The organism is Fibrobacter sp. UWOV1, from assembly GCF_900142495.1.
Taxonomy (GTDB): Bacteria; Fibrobacterota; Fibrobacteria; order Fibrobacterales; family Fibrobacteraceae; genus Fibrobacter.
The window spans coordinates 36,270-57,227 of the sequence record NZ_FRBA01000009.1 but is presented as its reverse complement, the minus strand read 5'-3'; the positions used below and the strand labels follow the sequence as shown (position 1 = coordinate 57,227).

17 protein-coding genes and 3 tRNA genes are annotated in these 20,958 nt (G+C 51.4%); 4 read left to right on the top strand and 16 right to left on the bottom strand.

The window, feature by feature from the left end:
* Positions 1-12: 12 nt before the first annotated feature.
* The 3 genes from BUC02_RS12105 to BUC02_RS12095 form a co-directional block, all read right to left on the bottom strand.
* A tRNA-Tyr gene (locus BUC02_RS12105) sits at positions 13-95 on the bottom strand.
* Positions 96-105: 10 nt separating this feature from the next.
* Positions 106-178, bottom strand: a tRNA-Thr gene (locus tag BUC02_RS12100).
* Positions 179-410: 232 nt separating this feature from the next.
* Positions 411-1,352, bottom strand: a complete 942-nt coding sequence (locus tag BUC02_RS12095; RefSeq protein WP_139261144.1) for a hypothetical protein — start codon at positions 1,350-1,352, stop codon at positions 411-413.
* Positions 1,353-1,440: 88 nt separating this feature from the next.
* Between BUC02_RS12095 and BUC02_RS12090 the strand changes: the two genes are divergently transcribed.
* Positions 1,441-1,848 (top strand): acyl-CoA thioesterase, encoded by a 408-nt coding sequence (locus BUC02_RS12090; RefSeq protein ID WP_073322883.1) that lies wholly within the window; start codon positions 1,441-1,443, stop codon positions 1,846-1,848.
* Positions 1,849-1,851: 3 nt separating this feature from the next.
* Entirely contained in the window at positions 1,852-3,141 is a 1,290-nt protein-coding gene (locus BUC02_RS12085; RefSeq protein WP_073322881.1) for a replication-associated recombination protein A, read from the top strand.
* Positions 3,142-3,182: 41 nt separating this feature from the next.
* Here BUC02_RS12085 and BUC02_RS12080 read toward each other — a convergent pair whose 3' ends face one another.
* The 10 genes from BUC02_RS12080 to BUC02_RS12035 all read right to left on the bottom strand — a co-directional run bounded on the left by BUC02_RS12080 (position 3,183) and on the right by BUC02_RS12035 (position 14,944).
* Positions 3,183-4,307, bottom strand: a complete 1,125-nt coding sequence (locus BUC02_RS12080; protein WP_073322879.1) for an AAA family ATPase — start codon at positions 4,305-4,307, stop codon at positions 3,183-3,185.
* Between the two features lie 195 nt (positions 4,308-4,502).
* The gene (locus BUC02_RS12075) at positions 4,503-5,555 is read right to left on the bottom strand and encodes a M48 family metallopeptidase (RefSeq protein WP_073322877.1); all 1,053 of its coding nucleotides are present in this window, start codon (positions 5,553-5,555) and stop codon (positions 4,503-4,505) included.
* Positions 5,556-5,732: 177 nt separating this feature from the next.
* Positions 5,733-6,293: a LemA family protein gene (locus BUC02_RS12070; RefSeq protein ID WP_073322875.1), complete on the bottom strand. Its 561-nt coding sequence runs from the start codon at positions 6,291-6,293 to the stop codon at positions 5,733-5,735.
* A gap of 103 nt (positions 6,294-6,396) precedes the next feature.
* Positions 6,397-7,176 carry a YggS family pyridoxal phosphate-dependent enzyme gene (locus BUC02_RS12065; protein WP_073322873.1) on the bottom strand — a complete coding sequence of 260 codons (780 nt, stop codon included), beginning with the start codon at positions 7,174-7,176 and terminating at the stop codon, positions 6,397-6,399.
* 68 nt (positions 7,177-7,244) lie between these two features.
* The gene (gene lon / locus BUC02_RS12060) at positions 7,245-9,581 is read right to left on the bottom strand and encodes an endopeptidase La (RefSeq protein WP_073322871.1); all 2,337 of its coding nucleotides are present in this window, start codon (positions 9,579-9,581) and stop codon (positions 7,245-7,247) included.
* A gap of 80 nt (positions 9,582-9,661) precedes the next feature.
* Complete coding sequence (locus BUC02_RS12055; RefSeq protein ID WP_073323010.1) at positions 9,662-11,431, bottom strand: pectate lyase family protein; 1,770 nt, start codon at positions 11,429-11,431, stop codon at positions 9,662-9,664.
* 217 nt (positions 11,432-11,648) lie between these two features.
* On the bottom strand, positions 11,649-12,962 hold the full coding sequence (gene clpX, locus BUC02_RS12050; RefSeq protein ID WP_073322869.1) for an ATP-dependent Clp protease ATP-binding subunit ClpX: 1,314 nt from the start codon (positions 12,960-12,962) through the stop codon (positions 11,649-11,651).
* On the bottom strand, positions 12,962-13,552 hold the full coding sequence (locus BUC02_RS12045) for an ATP-dependent Clp protease proteolytic subunit (RefSeq protein WP_072799965.1): 591 nt from the start codon (positions 13,550-13,552) through the stop codon (positions 12,962-12,964). The genes clpX and BUC02_RS12045 overlap by 1 nt, the downstream gene beginning before the upstream one ends.
* A gap of 12 nt (positions 13,553-13,564) precedes the next feature.
* Positions 13,565-14,824 (bottom strand): trigger factor, encoded by a 1,260-nt coding sequence (gene tig, locus BUC02_RS12040; RefSeq protein WP_073322868.1) that lies wholly within the window; start codon positions 14,822-14,824, stop codon positions 13,565-13,567.
* 40 nt (positions 14,825-14,864) lie between these two features.
* Positions 14,865-14,944: transfer RNA gene (locus tag BUC02_RS12035), tRNA-Leu, on the bottom strand.
* 107 nt (positions 14,945-15,051) lie between these two features.
* On the opposite strand from BUC02_RS12035, the gene BUC02_RS12030 reads away from it, so the two are divergent.
* Together BUC02_RS12030 and BUC02_RS12025 are read left to right on the top strand one after the other, a co-directional pair.
* A complete protein-coding gene (locus tag BUC02_RS12030; protein WP_073322867.1) occupies positions 15,052-16,044 on the top strand; it encodes an acyltransferase family protein in 993 nt (330 codons plus the stop codon).
* On the top strand, positions 16,017-17,249 hold the full coding sequence (locus BUC02_RS12025) for an oligosaccharide flippase family protein (RefSeq protein ID WP_073322866.1): 1,233 nt from the start codon (positions 16,017-16,019) through the stop codon (positions 17,247-17,249). The genes BUC02_RS12030 and BUC02_RS12025 overlap by 28 nt, the downstream gene beginning before the upstream one ends.
* On the opposite strand, the gene BUC02_RS12020 is transcribed toward BUC02_RS12025, so the two are convergent.
* The 3 genes from BUC02_RS12020 to BUC02_RS12010 are packed head-to-tail and all read right to left on the bottom strand — an operon-like array spanning position 17,190 to position 20,915.
* A complete protein-coding gene (locus BUC02_RS12020) occupies positions 17,190-18,533 on the bottom strand; it encodes an O-antigen polymerase (protein ID WP_073322865.1) in 1,344 nt (447 codons plus the stop codon). The genes BUC02_RS12025 and BUC02_RS12020 overlap by 60 nt on opposite strands.
* Before the next feature lie 3 nt (positions 18,534-18,536).
* On the bottom strand, positions 18,537-19,739 hold the full coding sequence (locus tag BUC02_RS12015) for a Wzz/FepE/Etk N-terminal domain-containing protein (protein WP_073322864.1): 1,203 nt from the start codon (positions 19,737-19,739) through the stop codon (positions 18,537-18,539).
* Positions 19,740-19,745: 6 nt separating this feature from the next.
* Positions 19,746-20,915 (bottom strand): polysaccharide biosynthesis/export family protein, encoded by a 1,170-nt coding sequence (locus BUC02_RS12010; protein WP_073322863.1) that lies wholly within the window; start codon positions 20,913-20,915, stop codon positions 19,746-19,748.
* Between the last annotated feature and the right edge of the window lie 43 nt (positions 20,916-20,958).

Genomic DNA, 20,958 nt, shown 5'->3' with positions numbered 1-20,958 from the left:
AGGCGTTTATCGTGGGCCGTCGTGGTTTCGAACCACGGTAGGCGTAAGCCAACGGATTTACAGTCCGTCCCCTTTAACCACTCGGGCAACGACCCATTATGTCTAAGCCAAAGATAGGAATCGAACCTACGACCGGCTGATTACAAATCAGCTGCTCTACCAGCTGAGCTACTTTGGCACACCCTAGTTTCATTACTGAACATAGGAGTGAGCCAAATTTAATAAGTTTTATTGGGTTTTGTCAACGAAAATCGTCAAAAAAAGCAAAAATTTTTCATTTTTTTCAATAAATCTGTCTACATACTAGATAAAAGAGTGTGAATAGATTGTGAATAGTTTTGAAAGGCCAAAAAAGAACCCCCTTTCCGAGGAAAAGAGGTCTAAAGTATTCAATAACAACTAGTTATAGATTAGTCATTAAACCACAAGTCTTCCATGCTGAGTGAACCGTCTAAAAGGCCCGGGCAAACTTCCTTTTTATAGACTACGGCCATGTCTTCGAGGGTCAAAATCTGACCTTCCTGCGCTTCGGGAGCCAAGTAAGATATGGTCGAACCTTCGCAATATACGCCAGAAATATCGGATTCTTGACGATAGGCGTTGCAAACCTTTGCAAGCGTATCCGGGGAAACACCGGCATAGGATTCCAAAACCATAAACGATCCTGTAGGCGCGCCATTATAATTATAATGGGTAACTACCATAGACATAGACCTCGTCGAATAGTCGACATTCATATAAAGAGTGTCGGCAGAAACGTTGACATCACAGAGCAGGGCCGGTTCAGTAACCTCAGAACCATCGCCGTAACTCCACCTTCCGGGAAACTCGGCCATCTGCTCCTTATAAGCATCGTAGAAATCATCACACTGGCTCTTTAACGCCGTCACCATATTACCAAGCATTAAAGACGACGCAGCCGCGCTCACATCAGCCAATTTGGCCTTGCCCTTTACAGAGGATTTCGAGCAAGACGTCTTCATGCCATCTACCGATTTCTTTATACCTTCGCAAAAATCCGGCGCTTCGTCCTGGAACATGCCCGTGAACGCCAAATCGACATAGTAATAGGTGGGTTCCCCCACTTCCACATCGTACACGGCGCTCAGTTCGGACTGATACACCACCAAGTCCAGGTTCATTTCTAGCGAAACATGGTTATCACGGGAATAGACAGTGCATTCAAAGGCCGCACTGGTTCCCTTCTTTAAATGACGTTCGTACAAGCTTTCGCCAAAATTGTCAGGGCGTTCAAGCCAGCCATCCGATTCTTCCGTAGAACAAGCCCCAAACATAAAAAGGGCGAACATTACACCCATCTTGAAAAAGTTGACCATAGAAATCGCTTTCATTAATCCTCCTCAATATTATGCTCTACAATATAGTCTTTTTTTCGGCATTGGCAACAAGTTAATTTGACGAGTTTTATATATTTTGGGCATGGAAATTTGCACCTACAAGCATACCGCCCATATCGAAGTCCGCTATGCGGAAACCGACCAGATGGGAATTGTCCACCACTCCGTTTATGCCGTGTGGTTCGAACAGGCCCGTACCGAATATTTCCGCACCGCGGGCGCAAGCTACGCCGACATGGAAGCCGAAGGTTTCGGGGCCCCCGTCCTTGAGCTCAATGTCAAGTTCAAGCAGCCCACCCGCTACGGCGATTTCGTAGATGTCGAAACCTCGATGATTCGCGAAGGCCTCAAGGTCCGCTTTGAATACAAAGTATTTGTAAACGGCAACCTGTGCACTTTGGGTTCTACGCTACACTGCATGACCAAAAACGGCAGGCCCACCCGCGAACTGCCCAGCGGCTTTAGCAAGTTCGAATTCGTAACCGAGTAACTTATGGACCAGCCGCTCGCAGAAAGATTACGCCCCAGGAACCTCGATGAGTTCTTAGGCCAGAACAAGATTCTGGGCGAGCAGAGTCTGTTGCGCAAGAGTCTCGAAAACGACAGCGTGCCGAGCATGATTTTCTGGGGCCCGCCGGGCTGCGGAAAGACGAGCCTCGCCCATGTGATTCGCCAGCACACCAAGAAGGCGTTCGTGGCGCTTTCGGCCGTTGCAAGCGGCGTCAAAGAAGTCAAGGAAGTCCTAGCGGATGCCCGCAAGATGAAGGCGATGTTCAAGGACACAATCCTCTTTATCGACGAAATCCACCGCTTTAACAAGGGACAGCAGGATGCGCTGTTGGGTGCCGTCGAGGACGGCACGGTGACGCTCATTGGCGCCACCACCGAGAACCCGGGGTTCGAGGTCAACAGCGCCTTGCTTAGCCGCTGCCAGCTGATTTTATTTGCGCCCTTGAGCAAAGAAGACTTGCGCACGCTGATTTTTAGCGCGCTTCGCGACCACCCTCGCGGCCTGCAGCTGAAGGATGTTGAAGTCGAAGAAGCTGTTGTAGACAAGTTAATCGCGCAGTCCGACGGAGACGCACGATTCCTGTTGAATCAGATTGAATGGATCGGCAAGAATCTAGGCGACAAAAAAGTCATCGACGAAAAGCTCCTGGAAGAATTCCAGTACAAGAAGCCCCTGCGCTACGACAAGGGCGGCGAAGAGCATTACAACCTGATTTCGGCACTGCACAAGTCGGTGCGCGGAAGCGATCCGGATGCCGCCCTCTACTGGCTGCACCGCATGCTGCAAGGCGGCGAAGACCCGCGATTCATTCTGCGCAGACTCATGCGCATGAGCATGGAAGACATCGGCCTTGCCGACCCGAACGCACTTTTGCTTGCCACAAGCGCCCGCGAAGCCTACGACTTCATGGGAATCCCCGAAGGACTCATCGCGCTCGACGAGCTCGCCATTTACCTTTCGCTTGCCCCCAAGAGCAACAGCGTGGAACTGGCGGGAATGAAAGCCGACCAAATCGTGAAGCAGACAGGCACGCTCCCTGTACCTCGCGCCTTCCGCAATTCCGTCACGAAGGTCGGCGAAAAATTGGGCTACGGAATCGACTACCAGTACGACCACGACAGCCCCGGCGCATATTCTGCTCAAGAGCACCTGCCCAAGCAACTCGAAGGCACCGAGATTTACCAGCCCAAGCCCTACGGCAAGGAAAAGCAACTCGGCGAAAGGCTTGCGCAATTAAAGCAGATCAAGCGAGAGAAGAAGAACGCTCAGTAAGCGTAAACATCGTCAATTAACATTTTGTATATTACAAAATGTTAATTAGATTCAAGCCAGCGGCTCAAGAATACATTATAAACGCAGTAGCTTTTGCCCTCTAGCGAGAGTGTTTCAAGCAAAAGCTCCTTTTCCACAAGCGACGTGACAATTCGCTTGACAGCTGCTGGGGTTCCCAGTTTATACTTATTCAAGAAACTACCCGCCGTGGGTTGTGCAACGGAGCCTTCCTTGGCAACGGCTTTCAAGAACTGCCACTGTTTATCCGTCAGCAAGTTTCGGCGTTCCAAGAAGCCGTTCATCCCCTCGCGCAAGATTTCGGCACAAGACAGGCGAACATCGGCCAAAGTAATTTTCCTGCCAGCATCACGGAACAAGCGATGGCAAAGATACTGCACATAGAAGGTATGGCAACGGGTCCACTCTAACACAAACTCAAGAGCATCATCATCGATGCGACGACTCCCCATACCAAACAGTTTCTTGATAAAATCGCCATAAACATCCGGCTGGATTTTGTCGAGATAAACAATATGCGTACTTTCGTAGAACGGGCTTTTTTCGTTCACAAACATATCGGTCATGATATGCTTTTGGCTTCCACAAAACACGAAGCGTACATTTTTTAGCGGCTGGATATAGGTGCGCAACAGCGCCTCCATATTCACTCCCTTAAAATTGCGGATAATTTGGAATTCATCAAATGCAATGACAAACGTCTTCTTCTGGGAACCTAGGAAATCAAAAATACTTTTGAGCGTAGAAAGTTTCTGTCCCTCATTTTGGTACGTAATGCTTACCTGTGGCGAACCCGAAACAGAATCATACGACACCAATGGACGAATTCCCGAAAAAAATGAGAAGAACTTCTTCAAAGTAGGCTCGGTCTTCACATTAGCCACAATGGATTCCGAAAGGAGCTTGACAAAGTCCTCCAGATTGTCTGCCGAGTAAATGTCGCAATAACAGAGCGTCATGGAGGGGCGCTTTTTGGCAAATTCATCAAAAACATGGTAGACCAGCCCTGTTTTGCCATAACGACGCGGAGAAATCAGCGTCACATTGACGCCGTTTTCCAAATCGTCTATAATATCCCGTGTTTCTTTTTCGCGATCGCAAAAAAACTCAGCACTTTCGTAAGGACGCAAAACAAAGGGATTTTCCATAGGCACCTCCATTCAACATTTTGTAATATACAAAATGTTAAACGAAAAGTCAACAGTGAACTGCCCAAGTTTCTCGTGAAAACAATACAACACTGCCCTTTCTGTGGAACCCGGCACAATCCGCCCATTCACGAGGTCCAGAAGATATTGACACCATCCGGAGCATTAAAATTGAGGAAGGAGTTTGCATTTAATCTAGAACTGCTTCAACAACCGAATTCTCTCGGGCGTATCGGGGTGGGTGCAGAACATGATGTTCGCCTTCGCGATGATTCCCTTGAGTTTCATGTCGTTATCGAATTCTTCGTCGGGGTGAATAATATAAAGTTGCGCCACGTCGCTACGGCGCACGGTATCAAGACCCGGATAGTCCGAAATTTTTTGCAGGGCAGAAGCGAGCGCCCACGGGTCGCCACAGAGTTCGGCGCCGCCCGCATCGGCCACGTACTCGCGGGAGCGCGAAATGGCAAGGCGCGTGAGCCAGCTGAAAATGTAGCCGATTGTGCTCCAGATCAAAACAAGAATCAGCACAAAGATGATGATAACTCCGCCGCTTCCCCCGCCGCGCCTGCTGCGGGAATGATTGCGGGGGCCGCGGAACATTGCCGAAAGCAGTTTCATCGATACCATCTGAATGGTCGAAAAAATTCCCACGAACACGATGCACACCACCATGAGTCGCGTGTCGCGGTTCTTGATATGCGTGAGTTCATGGCCCACGACGGCGGCGAGTTCCGCATCGTTTAATTTGTCTATAAGTCCGGTCGTGAGCGTAATCGTGAACGAGGGAATGTCGATTCCGCTCGCAAACGCGTTCAGGCCGTTATCCTCGACGATGTTAATCTGCGGCATCTCGATTCCGCCTGCAATGCAGAGGTTCTCGACAATGTTGTAGACGCGCAGGTTATCCTTGCGCTCAAGGGGTTTCGCATGCGTTGCATGGCGTATAATGGCGGTATTCGCGCAATAGGCGATAATGAACCACACGCCGACAATCTGCAAAGTGTAAGGAAGCACCTCCCAGAAGCTGTGCCGCACTTCGGGCCAGTGCAAAATGCCGTATTTCATGTAGGTGGCGTGGCCTTCGGGGCACCCGCCTTCGACAATCGGGCAAAGCACACCGAAATAGTCAAGACTCAAAATGACTACGAACACCATCGCCAGGATAATAACGGGAAACAGGCACAACAGCAAGATGCTGTTGCGGTTGTTCCGCCAAATCTGGGTCTGGAGTCCGACGTATTTCATACAGGTCGCACCTTCGGTGCTTTGAGGTGTGGGCACGGTCACCCTATCGCTATGCTCCAGGGTTCCCTTTGAGGTATGAGGCTTTCAGAACCGCACCAAAAGCACGCTACTTTAGCTCAAAGGCTTGCATCGCAAGCCGCCCCCAAAGGGCGTAGCCCGACCTCACCGCTCATACCTCTAGAACTTCACCTCGGGTGCTTTGTTCAGGTCTTCGCGGCTTTCGGTGGCCTCGTACATGGCGGCACGCTTGAAGCCGAACATTCCGGCGACGATGTTGCTCGGGAATACTTCGCAGGCGTTGTTCAATTCGCGAGTGGTAGAATTGAAGAAACGGCGGGCGGCAGAGAGCTTGTTTTCGATATCGGCAAGTTCATTCTGCAACTGCAAGAAGTTCTGGTTGGCCTTGAGTTCGGGGTAAGCTTCGAGCGAGATGCGGAGCCCGGCAAGCGCACCGGAAAGCGCCTTGTCGGCAGCGACCTTTTCGTCGACAGTCGTTGCATTCATGGCGGCGGCACGAGCCGAGGTCACCTTGTCAAGCGTTTCCTTTTCATGAGTGGCGTAGCCCTTGACAGTACTCACCAGCTGCGGCACCAAATCAAAACGCTGCTTGAGTTGCACATCGATATTTGCGAATGCATTTTCACGGTTATTGCGAAGTTTTACAAGTCCATTATACATCGAAATGAACCAGGCGATTAGCACCACCACGACAATGCCGGCAACAATTCCAATAGTCATATTTTACTCCTTTCTGTTTCTTAGTAAGAAATCTATATAAAAAAAAGATCCCGGGTCAAACCCGGGATGACATTTTTACGCCCCAAAAGAGCGTCTTTTGACTCTAGACAGGATCATTGACCGGTTTACTGTAGTCGCGTTCGCCAAAGAGGGCCGTTCCCACGCGAATCATGGTAGAGCCTTCTTCAATAGCGACTTCAAGATCACCCGTCATGCCCATCGAAAGCTGGTCAAAGTTCGCGAAAACGCCACCCTTGGCCAAGAACTTTTGCTGCAGGTTACGAAGGAATGCGAAGCATTCGCGGCTGTCTTCGGCGTTGCCCGTGTTCTTCCCGATGGTCATGAGCCCGCGGAAACGCAAATGCGGGAAGTTTTCGCTCTTGCCGTCGGAAGCGGCGCCCGCTTTTTCTGCAAGCCCGTTCAGGAACGCTTCGGCCTCATGCACGTCGAGCCCGCTCTTCGTTTCTTCTTCGCCGGCATTCACCTGGAAAAGGATATCAAGCACCTTGTTTTGGGCAGCGCAGACCTTCTCCAGTTTTTCTACCGCTTCGATACTTGCGATGGAATGGATGCAGTCAGCGACAATCGCCGCCTTCTTTAACTTGTTGCTCTGCACGGGGCCAATCACGTGGCAACGCACGCGGTTTCCGTCTTTTGCAATACGCGGTTCGGAGAACTTGAGTTCGGCTTCTTGCACGCGGTTTTCGCCAAAATCGGTTGCGCCAAGGCTAATGGCATTTACCACCGCTTCTGCCGGGTGGAACTTGCTCACCCAAACAAGTTTAACCGAGTCGCGGCTACGGCCCGCAACCTTGCAGGCTTCGCTAATCCTTGCTTCGAGAGCTGCAAGGTGCTCGCGCATTTCTTCGAGTGTGAATTCCATAGTAACAGTAGGAAGATAGAAGTAGACAGTAGGAAGTTGGATGTTGGAAGTAGACAGCAATCAAGTTATTACGATTTGGCCTTCGTTTCCTTGAACAGCACCTTGATGATTTCGTCGATGTGCTTGTGCGTGTAAATCTTGAGGCCCTTCTTCGCAGGTGCTGGGAGTTCGTTCACGTCCTTCTGGTTCTGCGCGGGGAGTCGCAAGGTCTTTACGCCGGCCTGGAGTGCAGCCAAAGCCTTCTCGTTCAGGCCACCAATCGCAAGGCATGCGCCCGTGAGGCTCACCTCGCCAGTGAAGGCGATTTCGGGCGAAACCGGCTGCTTGGTAAACGCACTGAGCAAGCAGAGCGTGAGGGCAATACCCGCAGAGGGACCATCTTTGGGCACAGCGCCTTCGGGCACGTGAATATGGATGTCCGTCTTTTTCACGATATTCGGGTCAATGCCAAAGCGGCTCAGGCGTTCGCGCACAAGGCTCAAAGCAATCTGAGCCGATTCCTTCATCACATCGCCAAGCTTACCCGTCATGAGTAGCGTTCCCTTGCCAGGCAAGAGCATGCATTCGATGGGCAGAATTTCGCCACCGACGCTTGTCCACGCAAGGCCAACGATTACACCCGGGCGGCCCGCTGCAGGCAGCTGGTTGTCGAGATAACGCGGAGCACCCAAGTAATCCTGCAAAGTCTTTTCGTTGACTTCGGTTTTGTACTTCTTGCCCATCACCTTGTCTTTTGCACGGTGACGCACTACATTTTCGAGGGTGCGTTCCAGTTCGCGCACGCCCGCTTCACGCGTCCATTCGCGAATCACCTTCGAAATGATGCCGTCGTCAAAAGCGACATCCTTGCCGTTTTCGATGCCCGTGCGTTCGCAAATGCGCGGCACCAGGTACTTGCTTGCAATCTGCAACTTTTCGTGCGGATAGTAGCCGGGCAGGCGCACCATTTCGAGACGGTCTCGTAGGGCTTCCGGAATTTCGGCCTCGTTGTTCGCCGTCGCGATAAACAGCACGCGGCTTAAGTCAAGCCCCACTTCCATAAAGTGGTCGGTAAAGTCGTGGTTCTGCTCGGGGTCCAAAACTTCGAGCATGGCACTGGCGGGGTCACCGCGGAAGTCGCTCGCCATCTTGTCGATTTCGTCGAGCAGGATAATCGGATTCATGCACTTGGCTCGGCGAAGCGCCTGGATAAAGCGACCCGGCATGGCACCGATGTAGGTACGGCGGTGGCCACGGATTTCGGCTTCGTCACGCACGCCACCAAGAGTAATACGCACAAAGTTTCGCTGCATGGCATTCGCAATCGACTCCACAAGCGTCGTCTTGCCCACGCCCGGAGGACCAACCAAGCAAAGAATCGGAGCGCGGCGTTCGGTGCCAGTCAGCTTGAGCACGGCCACGTATTCCATAATGCGTTCCTTGACCTTGTCGAGGCCAAAGTGCTTGGAATCGAGTTCGCTCTTCACCTTCTTCATGTTGAGAACGGTATCGGTGTATTCGCCATACGGGAGCGTCAGGAACCAGTCCAAATAGTTGCGACTCACGGCATATTCCGGAGACGTCGGCTGCATCAGCTTCATGCGGCCAATTTCATCTTCAAGCTTTTCTTGAATCGCGGCCGAGAACTTTTTCGCCTTGATTTTCTTGAGCAGCTGATCCGGTTCCGAAGAATTTCCGCTTTCGCCATCGAGTTCATCTTGCAGCTGGCGAATCTGTTCGCTAATGAACCATTCCTTTTGCTGCTGGGCCATTTTCTGGCGTACGTTCTGCTGTACCTTGACCATCATGGTGTCGGTATCGGCAGCCACCTGCATGATTTCGACCAGACGTTCCGCAAGTTCATCGATTTCACCGATTTCGAGCAAGCGCTGGCGTTCGTCCATCGAAATCTGCAAGAACGGAATCATGCCATAAAAAGCGTTAATCTGGCTGTCCATGGTAAACAGGGCATCTACCATGCCTTCCGAAATATTCCTGTGCAGCGAATATTCCTTGAACTGCGTCAGAACCGTTTCAAAGCGAGGACTCTTGTCAGAATTTGTAATCGCGGGCTTGTGAGCTGAAACAGTCACCATCAAGAAGTTGTCCTTAGTCGTGATGGAACGCAAATCCACCACGCAGTCCCCTTCGAGCACCACCTTCACGCAACCATTCGGGAAGGGCATTACATTGCTTACGTGTGCGAGAATGCCCACCGAGTAAAGGTCGAGCATCGGGTTTTCAAGTTCTTCTTGCTCGATATTCTTCTGAGCCGAAAGAATGATTTGTCCATCGTGCGATTCAGCATATTCAAGAGCGCGCAAAGAAATATCCCTGCCGACCAAAATGCGGCGGGTCGTGTGCGGAAATACAACAGCGTCCCTCAGAGGGAGCAACGGATACGTTTTTGAAGTGTCTAAAGCCATACATTACAAAGATAGTATCTTTAAAAAAAAGCCAGTCTGCATTTAGTTGCAAACTGGCTTATGGTTTGGTTAGGAGGTCACTATCGAATTCGAACAGTGTGGCTCTCGGAGCCCACGCGCACCAGGTAGCCGCCCGCGCCAGGGAGCGTTACCGCATGTTGATTGCTGGTGGAGAAATTCCTGTAGATCAAGCGGCCCTGCATATCGAAGACAGTAATCGGCTTCGCCATGGCGCCCATGATCGAAAGTTCGTTGCCAGAGACCGAGAGATTTACGCGAGTCAGCACGATAGCTTGAATGCCCTGCGCCGTTTCAGAAGAGCTAGACGGTTCTGCCACTTCGCTGGAGCTCGACAACTTTTCACTGCTCGAAGAGACGGCGGCCGTTTCGCTAGAGCTGGACTTCGGTTCGATATTGCCGCCGCCCGTTACGGTAATCGTTCCACTCTTAGACACATTTGTCGTAGCACCCGTCGTGGTGACGGTGAATTTGTATGCACCCGCCGCGGCAGTAGATGCCACCGTGCCCGAAATGTAGTAGTCAAGGCCCTTGAGCGTGCCCGTTACACCCTGCGGAAGTCCCGTTACCGTTGCACCGGTAGCACCGTCAATCGTGTAGTAGAATTCCACGATGGAGGCGCCTTGGGCCACTTCCTGATTTGCGCTGCCCGAGCCGTGCTTGGTGAGGCTAGCCTCGCCCGCGACAGGCGTCTGCGACGAGCTGGACTTGGCAGAAGAACTCGATGCAAGCACAACGCTGCTGCTGGACTTCGCCTGCGAAGAACTGGATGCCACCACAATACTTGAAGAAGAAACCGGTGTCACCTGCGAGCTACCCGGAGCCGGGAGCGTTGGGCCAGCGTAAGCCTGGATGGAATCGCGGAGCGCGTAAGCCTTGGCCTGCGTGCTCACGTCGGTAACGCTCATTTGGTATGGCGGCGTGAACGCAGTTCCTTGGCCTGTTGTGTTGCCGGAGGTCTTTTCGTAATAGTTGTTAATCATCGAAACTTTGGCATCTTCTTTGGACTGATTGTTGTAATCCAAAGGATTTTTTACGCCGATGAACACATTGCTTTCGACACGGATGTTTGCCTTCATGCCGGCACGAACGCAATAGCTTGCGGCAGAGCTTGTGTAGAGGTTGTTGACCACATGAACCTGGCCAAATCTCACGCGGGGCATACGTTCCTTTACACCATCACCCCACCAGTTGTGGTGTACGGTAATCTTCAAGGCGTTAGCATCTGCGGTTTTTGAATCACTATTGCCGAAAAGATTGGAAAATTGATGGTTCTTAGATTTGGACGAGTAGGTAAACTTGCTCCACGAGACTGTAATATAATCAGACTGGTTTACAATGTCCATGTTACCGTCGTGCCCGTCGTAGACATGAACATGGTCAATCCAAATGTTTTTTGCTTCATGGTTTATTTGTAAGCAGTCTTCATCATCTTCATCAACCGCACCAACACCTTGCACAGAAATGTTTCGAAGAATCACGTTCTTGGAGCCGGAAATCTTGATACCGCTTCCTTTGGACGGCTGAGTGATTGTGACTCCAGGATAGCCGTAAAGGGTAACGTTGCTACCGACTTCCACGGTACCTGCATAAGTACCAGGCTTGATGTAGATTGTTTTGTTGCCCGCTTTGGCGTAGCTTTTAAGATCGCTGACGTTGTCAACGGTGACTGTGCCGTAATTGGCTCCGCCAGTGGTGCTGCCGTTTTGGGTCGCCCAGCCCGTCAGCGGAAAATCAGGTGACGTGGCCGCAATCGCGGAAGTTGCGAGGGCTGCGCCCAATGCTGCGCCTACGGCAAGAGTTCTAGACCAGTTTTTCTGTGTTTTAACCATATCATCCATCCCTTATTTTGTCATTTCAAGCCACCACGCTCGAAAATGTTCTCAAATTTCTTCTCAAAATTTATAATCAAAATAACCAAAAGTCAATAGGTGCCTCAAAAATAAAATGCACTTTTTTCGCTATTCTAGCACATAAAACAAGAAAATGGCGATTTTAAACAAAAATCGCCATTTCTAAAATGTTCTCAAAAATATATTTTACAATTAGCTACGAAGCCTTTTTGCGGGTTTTCTTTACCGTTTCGACACCAGCATTGAGAACCACGGTCTTATCAGCAGACTTCTTTTCAGGAGCCTTGAGACCGTTTTTCACGATTTCGGCGGTCACCACGAATTCCTTGTTGCCGGAGCCCGGCATCTCGAACATGGCGCGCTGCAAGGTCTTTTCCATCACGGAGCGGAGCCCGCGGGCACCTGTCTTGCGGGCCATCGTTTCATGGACGATTTCCTTGAGGGCGTCGTCTTCGAACTTGAGCTCGATACCGTCCATTTCAAACAGGCTCTTGTACTGTTTGACAAGGGCGTTCTTCGGCTGGGTCAGAATATTCAGGAGCGCAGCCTCGTCGAGTTCTTCAAGAGCTACGGCTACAGGCAAGCGGCCCACGATTTCAGGAATCAGGCCGAACTGGATCAGGTCATCGGGCTCGAGCATCTTGAAAAGTTCGCTGAGCGAGTTTTCCTCGGCGCTGCGGATGTCGGCACCGAAGCCCATGCCGCCCGTATTCACGCGGCGGGAAATAATCTTGTCGAGCGTCTCGAAGGCACCACCGCAAATGAACAGAATATTCTTGGTATTCACCTGCACGAGCGGCTGTTCCGGGTGCTTACGGCCACCCTTCGGCGGCACAGCAGCCACGGTACCTTCCAAAAGCTTGAGGAGCCCCTGCTGCACGCCTTCGCCGCTCACATCGCGGGTAATGGAGGGGTTCGCCGTCTTACGCGCAATCTTGTCGATTTCGTCGATAAAGATGATACCGCGTTCGGCGCGGGCCACGTCATAGTCGGCAGCCTGCAACAGGCGCACAATAATGCTGTCCACATCTTCGCCCACGTAACCGGCTTCGGTCAACACGGTCGCATCGGCAATGGTAAAGGGAACATCCAGGAAACGAGCCATGGTCTGCGCCAAAAGCGTCTTTCCCGAACCGGTCGGACCCACCAGCAACAGGTTGGACTTCTCGACTTCCTGCGCGTCGGGATGGGCCTGCTTGTAACGCAGGCGCTTGTAGTGGTTGTACACCGCCACAGAAAGGGCGGTCTTCGCCTGGTCCTGGCCGATCACGTATTCGTCCAGGTGCGCCTTGATTTCGGTCGGGAGCGGGAGCGGTTTCGAGGAAGCTTCGGCAGCGGCAGATTCCTGCTTGGCACGCACGCGGTCTTCTTCGATAATGCGGTGGCACATCGCAACGCAGTCGCTACAAATCTGCACGCCTGCGCCTGTAATCATCTTCTCGACACGTTCTGCAGGCTTGCCGCAAAAACTACACGTAACCGTCGGGTGATTTTTCCCGCTACGATACATTAAATGCCCTCTTTACGCGGAACAAAGATTTCATCGATGACACCGAAGGCCTTCGCTTCTTCGGGGCCCATGTAGAAATCGCGGTCGGTCTTTTCGCGGACTTCGTCAATCGACTTGCCGGTGTGCTTGGCAACGATTTCGGCCAGGGTTTCCTTGGTGCGCACGATTTCTTTTGCGGTAATCTGGATGTCGGTCGACTGACCGGTAGCAGCGCCAGACGGCTGGTGAAGCATAATGCGGGAGTGCGGGAGCGCATAGCGCTTGCCCTTGGTACCTGCCGCAAGCAACACTGCAGCCATCGAGGCGCAGTTACCAATGCAGATGGTCGCGATATTCGGGCGAACATGCTGCATGGTGTCGTAAATGGCAAGCCCTGCCGACACGTAACCACCCGGGCTGTTGATGTACAGCGTGATATCCTTTTCCGGATTCTCGTATTCAAGGAAAATCAACTGGGCCATGACGTTGTTCGCCACTTCGTCGTTAATCGGAGTGCCCAAGAAGATAATGCGTTCCTTAAGGAGACGGGAATAGATATCGTAAGCGCGTTCACCGCGTCCGGTGGTCTCGATGACGGTAGGGATGATCATTCAGTATACCTCTTACTTGTTTTCTTCAGCAGCCGGGCGGATACCAACGATGAAGTCGGCAGCCATCTGAACGCGGAGTTCGTCGCGGAGCTGGTTGATACGGCCGGACTGACGGAAGTGCCCCTTGAGGGTTTCGAAGTCCACGTGGTAAGCGTCGGCCATCTGCTTCAGGCGAGCATCGACGTCAGCCTGAGCCGGCTTGATCTTTTCCTTGGTAGCAACGAAGTCGAGAATGCGGTGCTTCTTGATTTCGCGGATAGCTTCCGGAGTGAGACCGTTCAGCTGTTCTTCGGTCGGTTCCACAACGTCCTTTTCGCTCTGGGCATTGCGGTTCAAGGTCCACTTGATGAGGTCGTAAACGCGAGCCTTCGGCACTTCGAACGGGTTCTGTTCGATGATCTTGTCGATAGCTTCGTTGATAGCCTTGTTCTTTGCGGCATCCTGCTTCTGGTTAGCGAGACCTTCGGCGAGGTTCTGCTTGAGTTCCTCGACGTCCTTCACGCCAATCTGCTTGCAGAATTCTTCGTCCATGGTCGGCGGAACGATTTCACGCACGTCAGTAATTTCCACCTTGAACTGGGCCGTCTTGCCGCGGTAGCGTTCGTCCTTGTGGTCATCCGGGTACTTGAAATTAATTTCCTTCACTTCGCCAGCGGTTGCACCGGTGAGGCCTTCGTCAAATCCCGGAGAGGCAGATTCACCAAGGAGGCTACGGAATTCCTTGTTTTCCGGGAGTTCCTGTTTTTCGCCGTCGATCACGACTTCAATATAGTTACCGACCACCACGTCGCCCTTCTTGGCTGCACGGTCCACGTGTTCATCCTTGCTCCACATCTGGATCAAGCGATCGTATTCGGCCTGGACTTCTTCTTCGTGAACGGCGGTTTCCGGAACGGTGACACCCGTGTCAGCATAGCCCTTGATGTCGATTTCCGGGTCCATTTCGACTTCGACCTTCAGTGCGATGTCGTTTTCCTTGTCGTCCTTGAAGTCAACGACCTTCATCTGGCCGACGGGGATGATATTTGCATTCTTGAGCGCTTCCTGAACGAGCTTGTTCACGACTTCGTCCACGGCTTCCTGACGGATAGCGCCGCCAAACTGCTTCAGGATCATAGCCTTCGGCACCATGCCCTGACGGAAACCCTTCATAGAGACCTGCTTCTTGTACTGGCCCAGTTTCTTTTCGAAGGGAGCCGTGAGGTCTGCCTGCGGGATGGTGATTTCGAGGGTGCGCACGGTTGCGCTTGTTTCTTTGATTTCTACGCTCATATGAACTCCGAGAGTCGGTTAAAAAAAGTATTGAAAAACATGCGAGAGGAGGGAGTCGAACCCTCACACCGAAGTGCCAGATCCTAAGTCTGGTGCGTCTGCCAATTCCGCCACTCTCGCGATTTTGCACCCAAAGATACAAAATTTTTCATTTACCGATACCTCCATTCACCTTATTTATCGTTAGGAAGGGCGATTTTGCAAAAGAAAGATGCTAATTTTTAGTCATGGAAATCACACCGACCAAAAGACAACTCTACCCCGATATCGCCTGCGGTTTTCTGATTATCCATATGGTATTCGGCCACATCACGCAACATGCGGGACTGTGGCAAGGGCAACAATCCCTGTACACTTTTTGGTGCAGCCTGATATTTTTCATGATGCCCTGGTTTTTCTTCAAGGCCGGAATGTTCTTTCGCGAAAAACCGACCCTCGTCGAAATCAAGGCTTCGGCCAAAAGGCTCCTGGTTCCCTTTGCCTTATTTTCATTCCTCGGCGCCTGCCTCGAATACGCCGCCAAAATGAGCCACGAAGGCTTTACGACCGTAGGCTTCATTCGAGACAACCTGCACGCCCTCCTTATGGGCGGCGCCCTCGAAAGTAACCCGCCGCTTTGGTTCCTGTTCAGCCTTTTCTTCGCAAGAATCATTTTCAACATTCTCTTCAAAAAACTGCCCGACCACATCATCGCCATTATCGGATTCCTTGCCGCCTGCGCCTTTATGCACGCGCCCCTGGACCTGCCCCATTATTTCGGAAACATCCCTGCAGGTCTATTCTTCCTTGCTGCCGGACATTTCTTAAAAGACAAGCAATTCAAGCGTCCCGTCCTTATAGCCGCCATCGTAACGTTCATCGCCATCTTTGCCTCCAACAACCCGCAAGTAGACATGCGACTCCACCATGTCTCTAGCGGTTTATATTTCTTATGGTTCCCCGCATCGCTTGCAGGCATCGTCATCCTCGACCATATCGCCAAAATCCGCCTACTCGAAAAAATAAGGTTGCAAGCCATCGGCAAGGATTCCATGACCTATTACGTTTTGCACTGGCTCGTCATCGTGTGCGTTTCGATTGTCGTCAAAAGAGTCCTGCCCGACGCCTCCACTGAATTAAAGATTGCGCTCTATACATTCGCTTGCGGAATCATCCTCCCCCTCACCGTCTTTATCCGGAAACGCATCAAATCATGCAAGCACTCAGAAACATCAAGATAGGCGTTTTCATATCTCTGGTCAATATCCTCATCCAGGGAGTTTCTGTCCTTGTCCAGAACCTTATCGCGAACAATTTGGGAATTGTCAAGTTCGGATCCTTCGGAATCCTGCAAAGCGATTACACCATTTTCTGCGCCCTCGCCGATTTTGGCATGGCAACGCTGATTCTAGCCTTTTTCGGCAAGCGCGCGACAAACGGTACCCTGTTCACCAACGTTTTGCAACTGAGACTCTTTATGACGGCGCTGACAGCCATTGCCATGGTCGTCTTCGCATTCACCGTCCGAAGAGGGAGCGATATCTTTGAAGGCGAACTGGTTCTTGCACTTGGCCTGCTTCTTCAGCATGCGTTTTTTGACTGGTACTTCATTTGCGGAAACTTCTGGAAAAAGCTCCTGATTTCAAAAGTTCTCCACACACTGTCTTACTGTACCGTCATGGGAATCGCCCTCTGGGTACTCAAACTCGATTCCATTCCCCTGATTGCGCTTGCCATGGTGATTGCAGCCCTGCCTGCGTTCGGGTTCGGTGTCGGTCAAGCGTTCACCTTCAAGATTTTCCGCATCGGTTTGCACACGGTCAAGTTCTTCAAGCTCATGTTCAAATCGGCATGTCCCTATGCGCTTTCGAGCATCGCAAGCTTCGCCTACTTACCGGTTGGCCTTTACACGATAGCGCACTTTACAACGCCCGAGTTCCTGGGTGCCTACAATTTCTCGCACAAGCTTGTCATTCTCGCCTCAAGCCTCATGGTGCACTTCATTTCGTCAAGCCTCATTACCTTGCACCAGACCGATACACGCGTTCTCCACCTGCGCGACCAGGCCGTATTCACGCTTTTCATCGTAGCGGTCACGACACCCTTCTGGCTGTTCCCGCAATACACGCTCCGCATCGTTTTCTTTGCCGCCCCCTGGACACCCGACGTCCTTGAAACCAGTTGCTACTGCCTGCGCATTCTCGCCTGCTCCCTGATTCTGCAAGCGACACGCATGGGAATGATTTCGACCTTGCTCAAGGAAAAACGCACATGGCTCTACGGCATCATGATTACCATTGGCGGCGTGATAAATATTGCAGTCTGTATCGGTGGCGCAAGCCTGCTCAAGGCGCCCTACATTCCGATGCTCACCCTTTCGGGCGATTTATGCCTGAGCCTGTTCTTGCTCGCTTACTTTGCCAAGAACCGCAGGTTCCGCTGGTAATTCTTTTTCCGTGCCGCGCTTTTGCCACATGCACACGGTAGAAACGAAATAGATAATCGCACCCCAGATGCAGAAAATGCCTTGCTTGTAACCCGCCGTAAAGAACCACCACCCCACAAAGTAGATGAAGTAGGTATACATCAGAATCTGCCGCGGGGTAAAGGGCTTGCACAAACGCAAATGAAGCACCGTGAGGCCGATTCCGCACAAGAGCGGAAACAGGAGCACGCCGAGCAAGTGGAAATCCTTATAAACTTCCCATAGATAGTTCACCGTATTGAACCCTTCCACCTTCTGGATTCTGTCATTAAAGGCGTCATCCCAGCGGAAACTGGTCCTGAACGAACCCGTGAGTCTTGCGTATTCGAATATGCCGTTAAAGAAGTCGATACCGTAGGTGTGTGGGTGTATTTCGCGGTCGGTCGGCGGGTTCAGCGCATAATCCAGGTTCCAGTAGTTGTTCGCCAGGTACTTGTAGGGCAGTTCCAGCACCACATCCATCGCCTTGCCTTCAGCGGAACTGCCACCATACTGGTCACGAAGACTGCTAATCGACACGAACACCACAATGGCAATCACCAAAAGTGTCGTAATGACAATCGGCGAAATCCGCTTGTACAGGTAGTTCACAAAAATCAAGAAGAAACCCGCATTGAAAAACAGAGTCGTTCTGTTCGGGTACGTCATCAGGTTTACGGCGATCGTTACAAACACCATGACAAAGGCTACATGGCGTACCCACCGCACGTCGTTGAACTTCTTAAAAGACGCTACGCCGAAAAGCAGTACACATAACGGACCGCTATTGAACAGGAGTGTGTAATAGCCGTAGTTGATATCTTTCGTCATCCACTTGGCCGGGCTATCCGTGAATATGATCAGGTTGCCCACCACCGAGTATACGCCATAAACGCCCACAAGGAACAGGCAGAACACGCCGAACGAAAGCACCAGGTGAATAGTCCAGTTATAACGCCTGGGAGCCACAGGCTCTGCAACGTTGACCGGCAATCCCTTCGACTTCGCGTGAAGCCTCGCAATAATACAGCCGCCTGCAAACGACAAGAATCCGAGAAGCCACACGCCCCAGGTATAAAGCTTAAAGTCGCTCATCGCCCTGTTTATCTGCAGATATGAGATAGCGAGGGTAATGCACTGCGCAAAGCAATAGACATTGAGCGGACTAAAGAAATCCTTCTTGAACCACCAAGACTGGAATAGGCAAAAAATGACTACCAGAAGAAGGGCGGCGCTGACCGGATATTCTACTATCCACGAAAACACGGGCTAGCCCTTGTTCTTTTTAAAGAATCCCTTGAAGGTGTTCCATTCCATAGCTACCGAGGACCCGCGCTTCGATTCGCTGGCCAGGTAGCCAAGCAAGTTGCTGACAATAGTCGCAATAATGCAGGCCACAGAAAACACGAACACCAGGGTGACACCTCTCAGAGGGTAAATCTTCTTGTCGTTTTCCCAAGGCGGTTCAAGCACATGCAAGTTCGTAAGCATCTTCGCTTCTTCCATGCGCATCTGTTCGCTCTGCTGGCGAAGCAACTTGTACATGGCCTCTTGCACGCGAATCTCTGTTTCGCGGCGCATGTATTCGGCGGCAAGTTCCGGAGACTTCTTGAGGGCGACCATGCCCATGTTCTCGTGGCGACCCTTCAAGGCACCGTGCAAGGCCGAATTCACGCCCTGGTAACGCTTGGTAAGTTCGTCATAGCGCTTGCTCTTTTCACCGCGGTCAGCCTTTTCGAAAGCCATTTCAATCGCCACCTCTTCGCGCTTAGCCTGCAAGGCACCCAAGTACTTGATTGTCGATTCAAGCTGAACATCAGGGTCATAGAAATTGTTATCCACCTGGAACTTCACAAATTCCTTGATCAAGGAATCCAGAGCCATTTCACAGGAATCGAGCCTGCTCTGGAAATAAATTCTTGACTGCCTAGCCTGCGCCGTCTTGAAGGCGTTAAATGCGGAGTCCGCCTTTTCAAGCATGAAGGCTACAATCTTTGCGGCAAGCCTAAAGTCTTCGTCTTCCATGGAGACGGCGAACATGTCCTCCTTGTTGACTTCTACCGCAAAATTCTTGCGGAATTCCTTCAACAAGTCCGCATGGAAATCGCCATCGAATTCATAATGCTCCGCCAGATTGAATTCCCTAATCACCTGGTCATGCAATTCCCACGAATTGAAAATCGTCCAGACAGCGTTCTCATCTTCGTCGCTATTGGAAAGCCCAAGAAGCGCGCCCATGCCGGAAGCGCCACCGAGCATTGAACTCAAACCGCTCAACGACGTCTGAGACGAAGACGGTGGAGTCACCACGGCCGTCGCCGCATACACGGGCTTAATGACCCACATGACAAGCACAAAGGCGACAATCGTGGGAATAAGGACAATCGCTAGGCACAACTTGAAATGCTTCAAGTCGTTATTCAGCAAGCGAAGGCAGACTTCGATAAAACCGACAGATTCCTGCTTTTCCATACAAAACTACTTATAGTTGACGTAAATGATGAATGCCGAAGAAATCACCGTAAGGAGCGACGCCAAGAACAACGTGAAATCCTTGAAAGATTCATAATGGCTCTTCGGGATTTCGATATAGTCGCCCGGCATAATCTGGTCTTCGGTCACGCTCAGTTTCAAAGGTTCAGGGCTCTTGCCACGCCATACCTTGACCTGGCTCCACGATCCCGTAATCGTGTTGATGCCAGACGCCGCCACGTAATCAATGGCATGCCACGACGGGTCGTAAGGATAGCGACCCAGGTAGTTCACGGCACCGCCCACATATACAAGCATTTCCTGCACGGAAAATTCCACTTCGGTATTCGGAGCAACAGTCGTCTTGCTCATTTCGGAAATATCGATCCAGCGCGGAGCCTTGCCCGGTTCACGAACGCAAGCGGCCTTGTAGCCGTAGTTATGCAAGCGGTAGCCTCCGACTAGGTCGAAGTATTCCTGCAAGGTACGACCTTCCTGGTAGGCGGCACTGGTCCTGTAGCCCGGGAAAATCAACGAAACGTTTTCGCCCATCTTCACAAACGGCACATAAACCTTGTCGCCCTGTTCCAGCATGATGTCGTTATCGAATTCACCCTTCGTCGCCATGGCGCTGTAATCCACGTGAATCGTATCCTTACCGCGAATCACCTGCACATCTTCGATGTCGGCGCTCAAAAGGGTTCCGCCCACCTTGCGCAAGAACATACTCAGTCTCGTCTGCGGTTCCACCAGCTGCTGGCCCACTTCCGAAATGGCACCCATGGCATTCACCTTGAATTTCTTGAGCACGGAAAGCTGCACAAAACACTGGTCACGCTTGTAACGCTTGGCTGCAAGATCCAGAATCAGTTCTCGCGCCTCGGCAAGCGTCTTGCCACCCACAATAACGCCACCGCATTCTTCAATGGCGACAGATCCATCCGGATACACCTGTACAGTCAAATAATTGTCTTCGAGCATCAAGTCCAAAAAATCGCCGGGGCCAAGCACGTAGCTCGAATCAACAGGGGCTTCAGCAGAAGCCGGCTGCATCACGGCCGAACTGCGCGACGAGATCCCACCCTTCTTCGAAGAAATAAGTCCCGAGCCAAAAAGATCGTCATCAGCAAAAAGGCTAACGCAAAGTAAAGCTATGAATAGTATAAAGTTACGCATGTCTCTATAAAATACAAAATTAAAGAGTAAAGATACTAGTCGA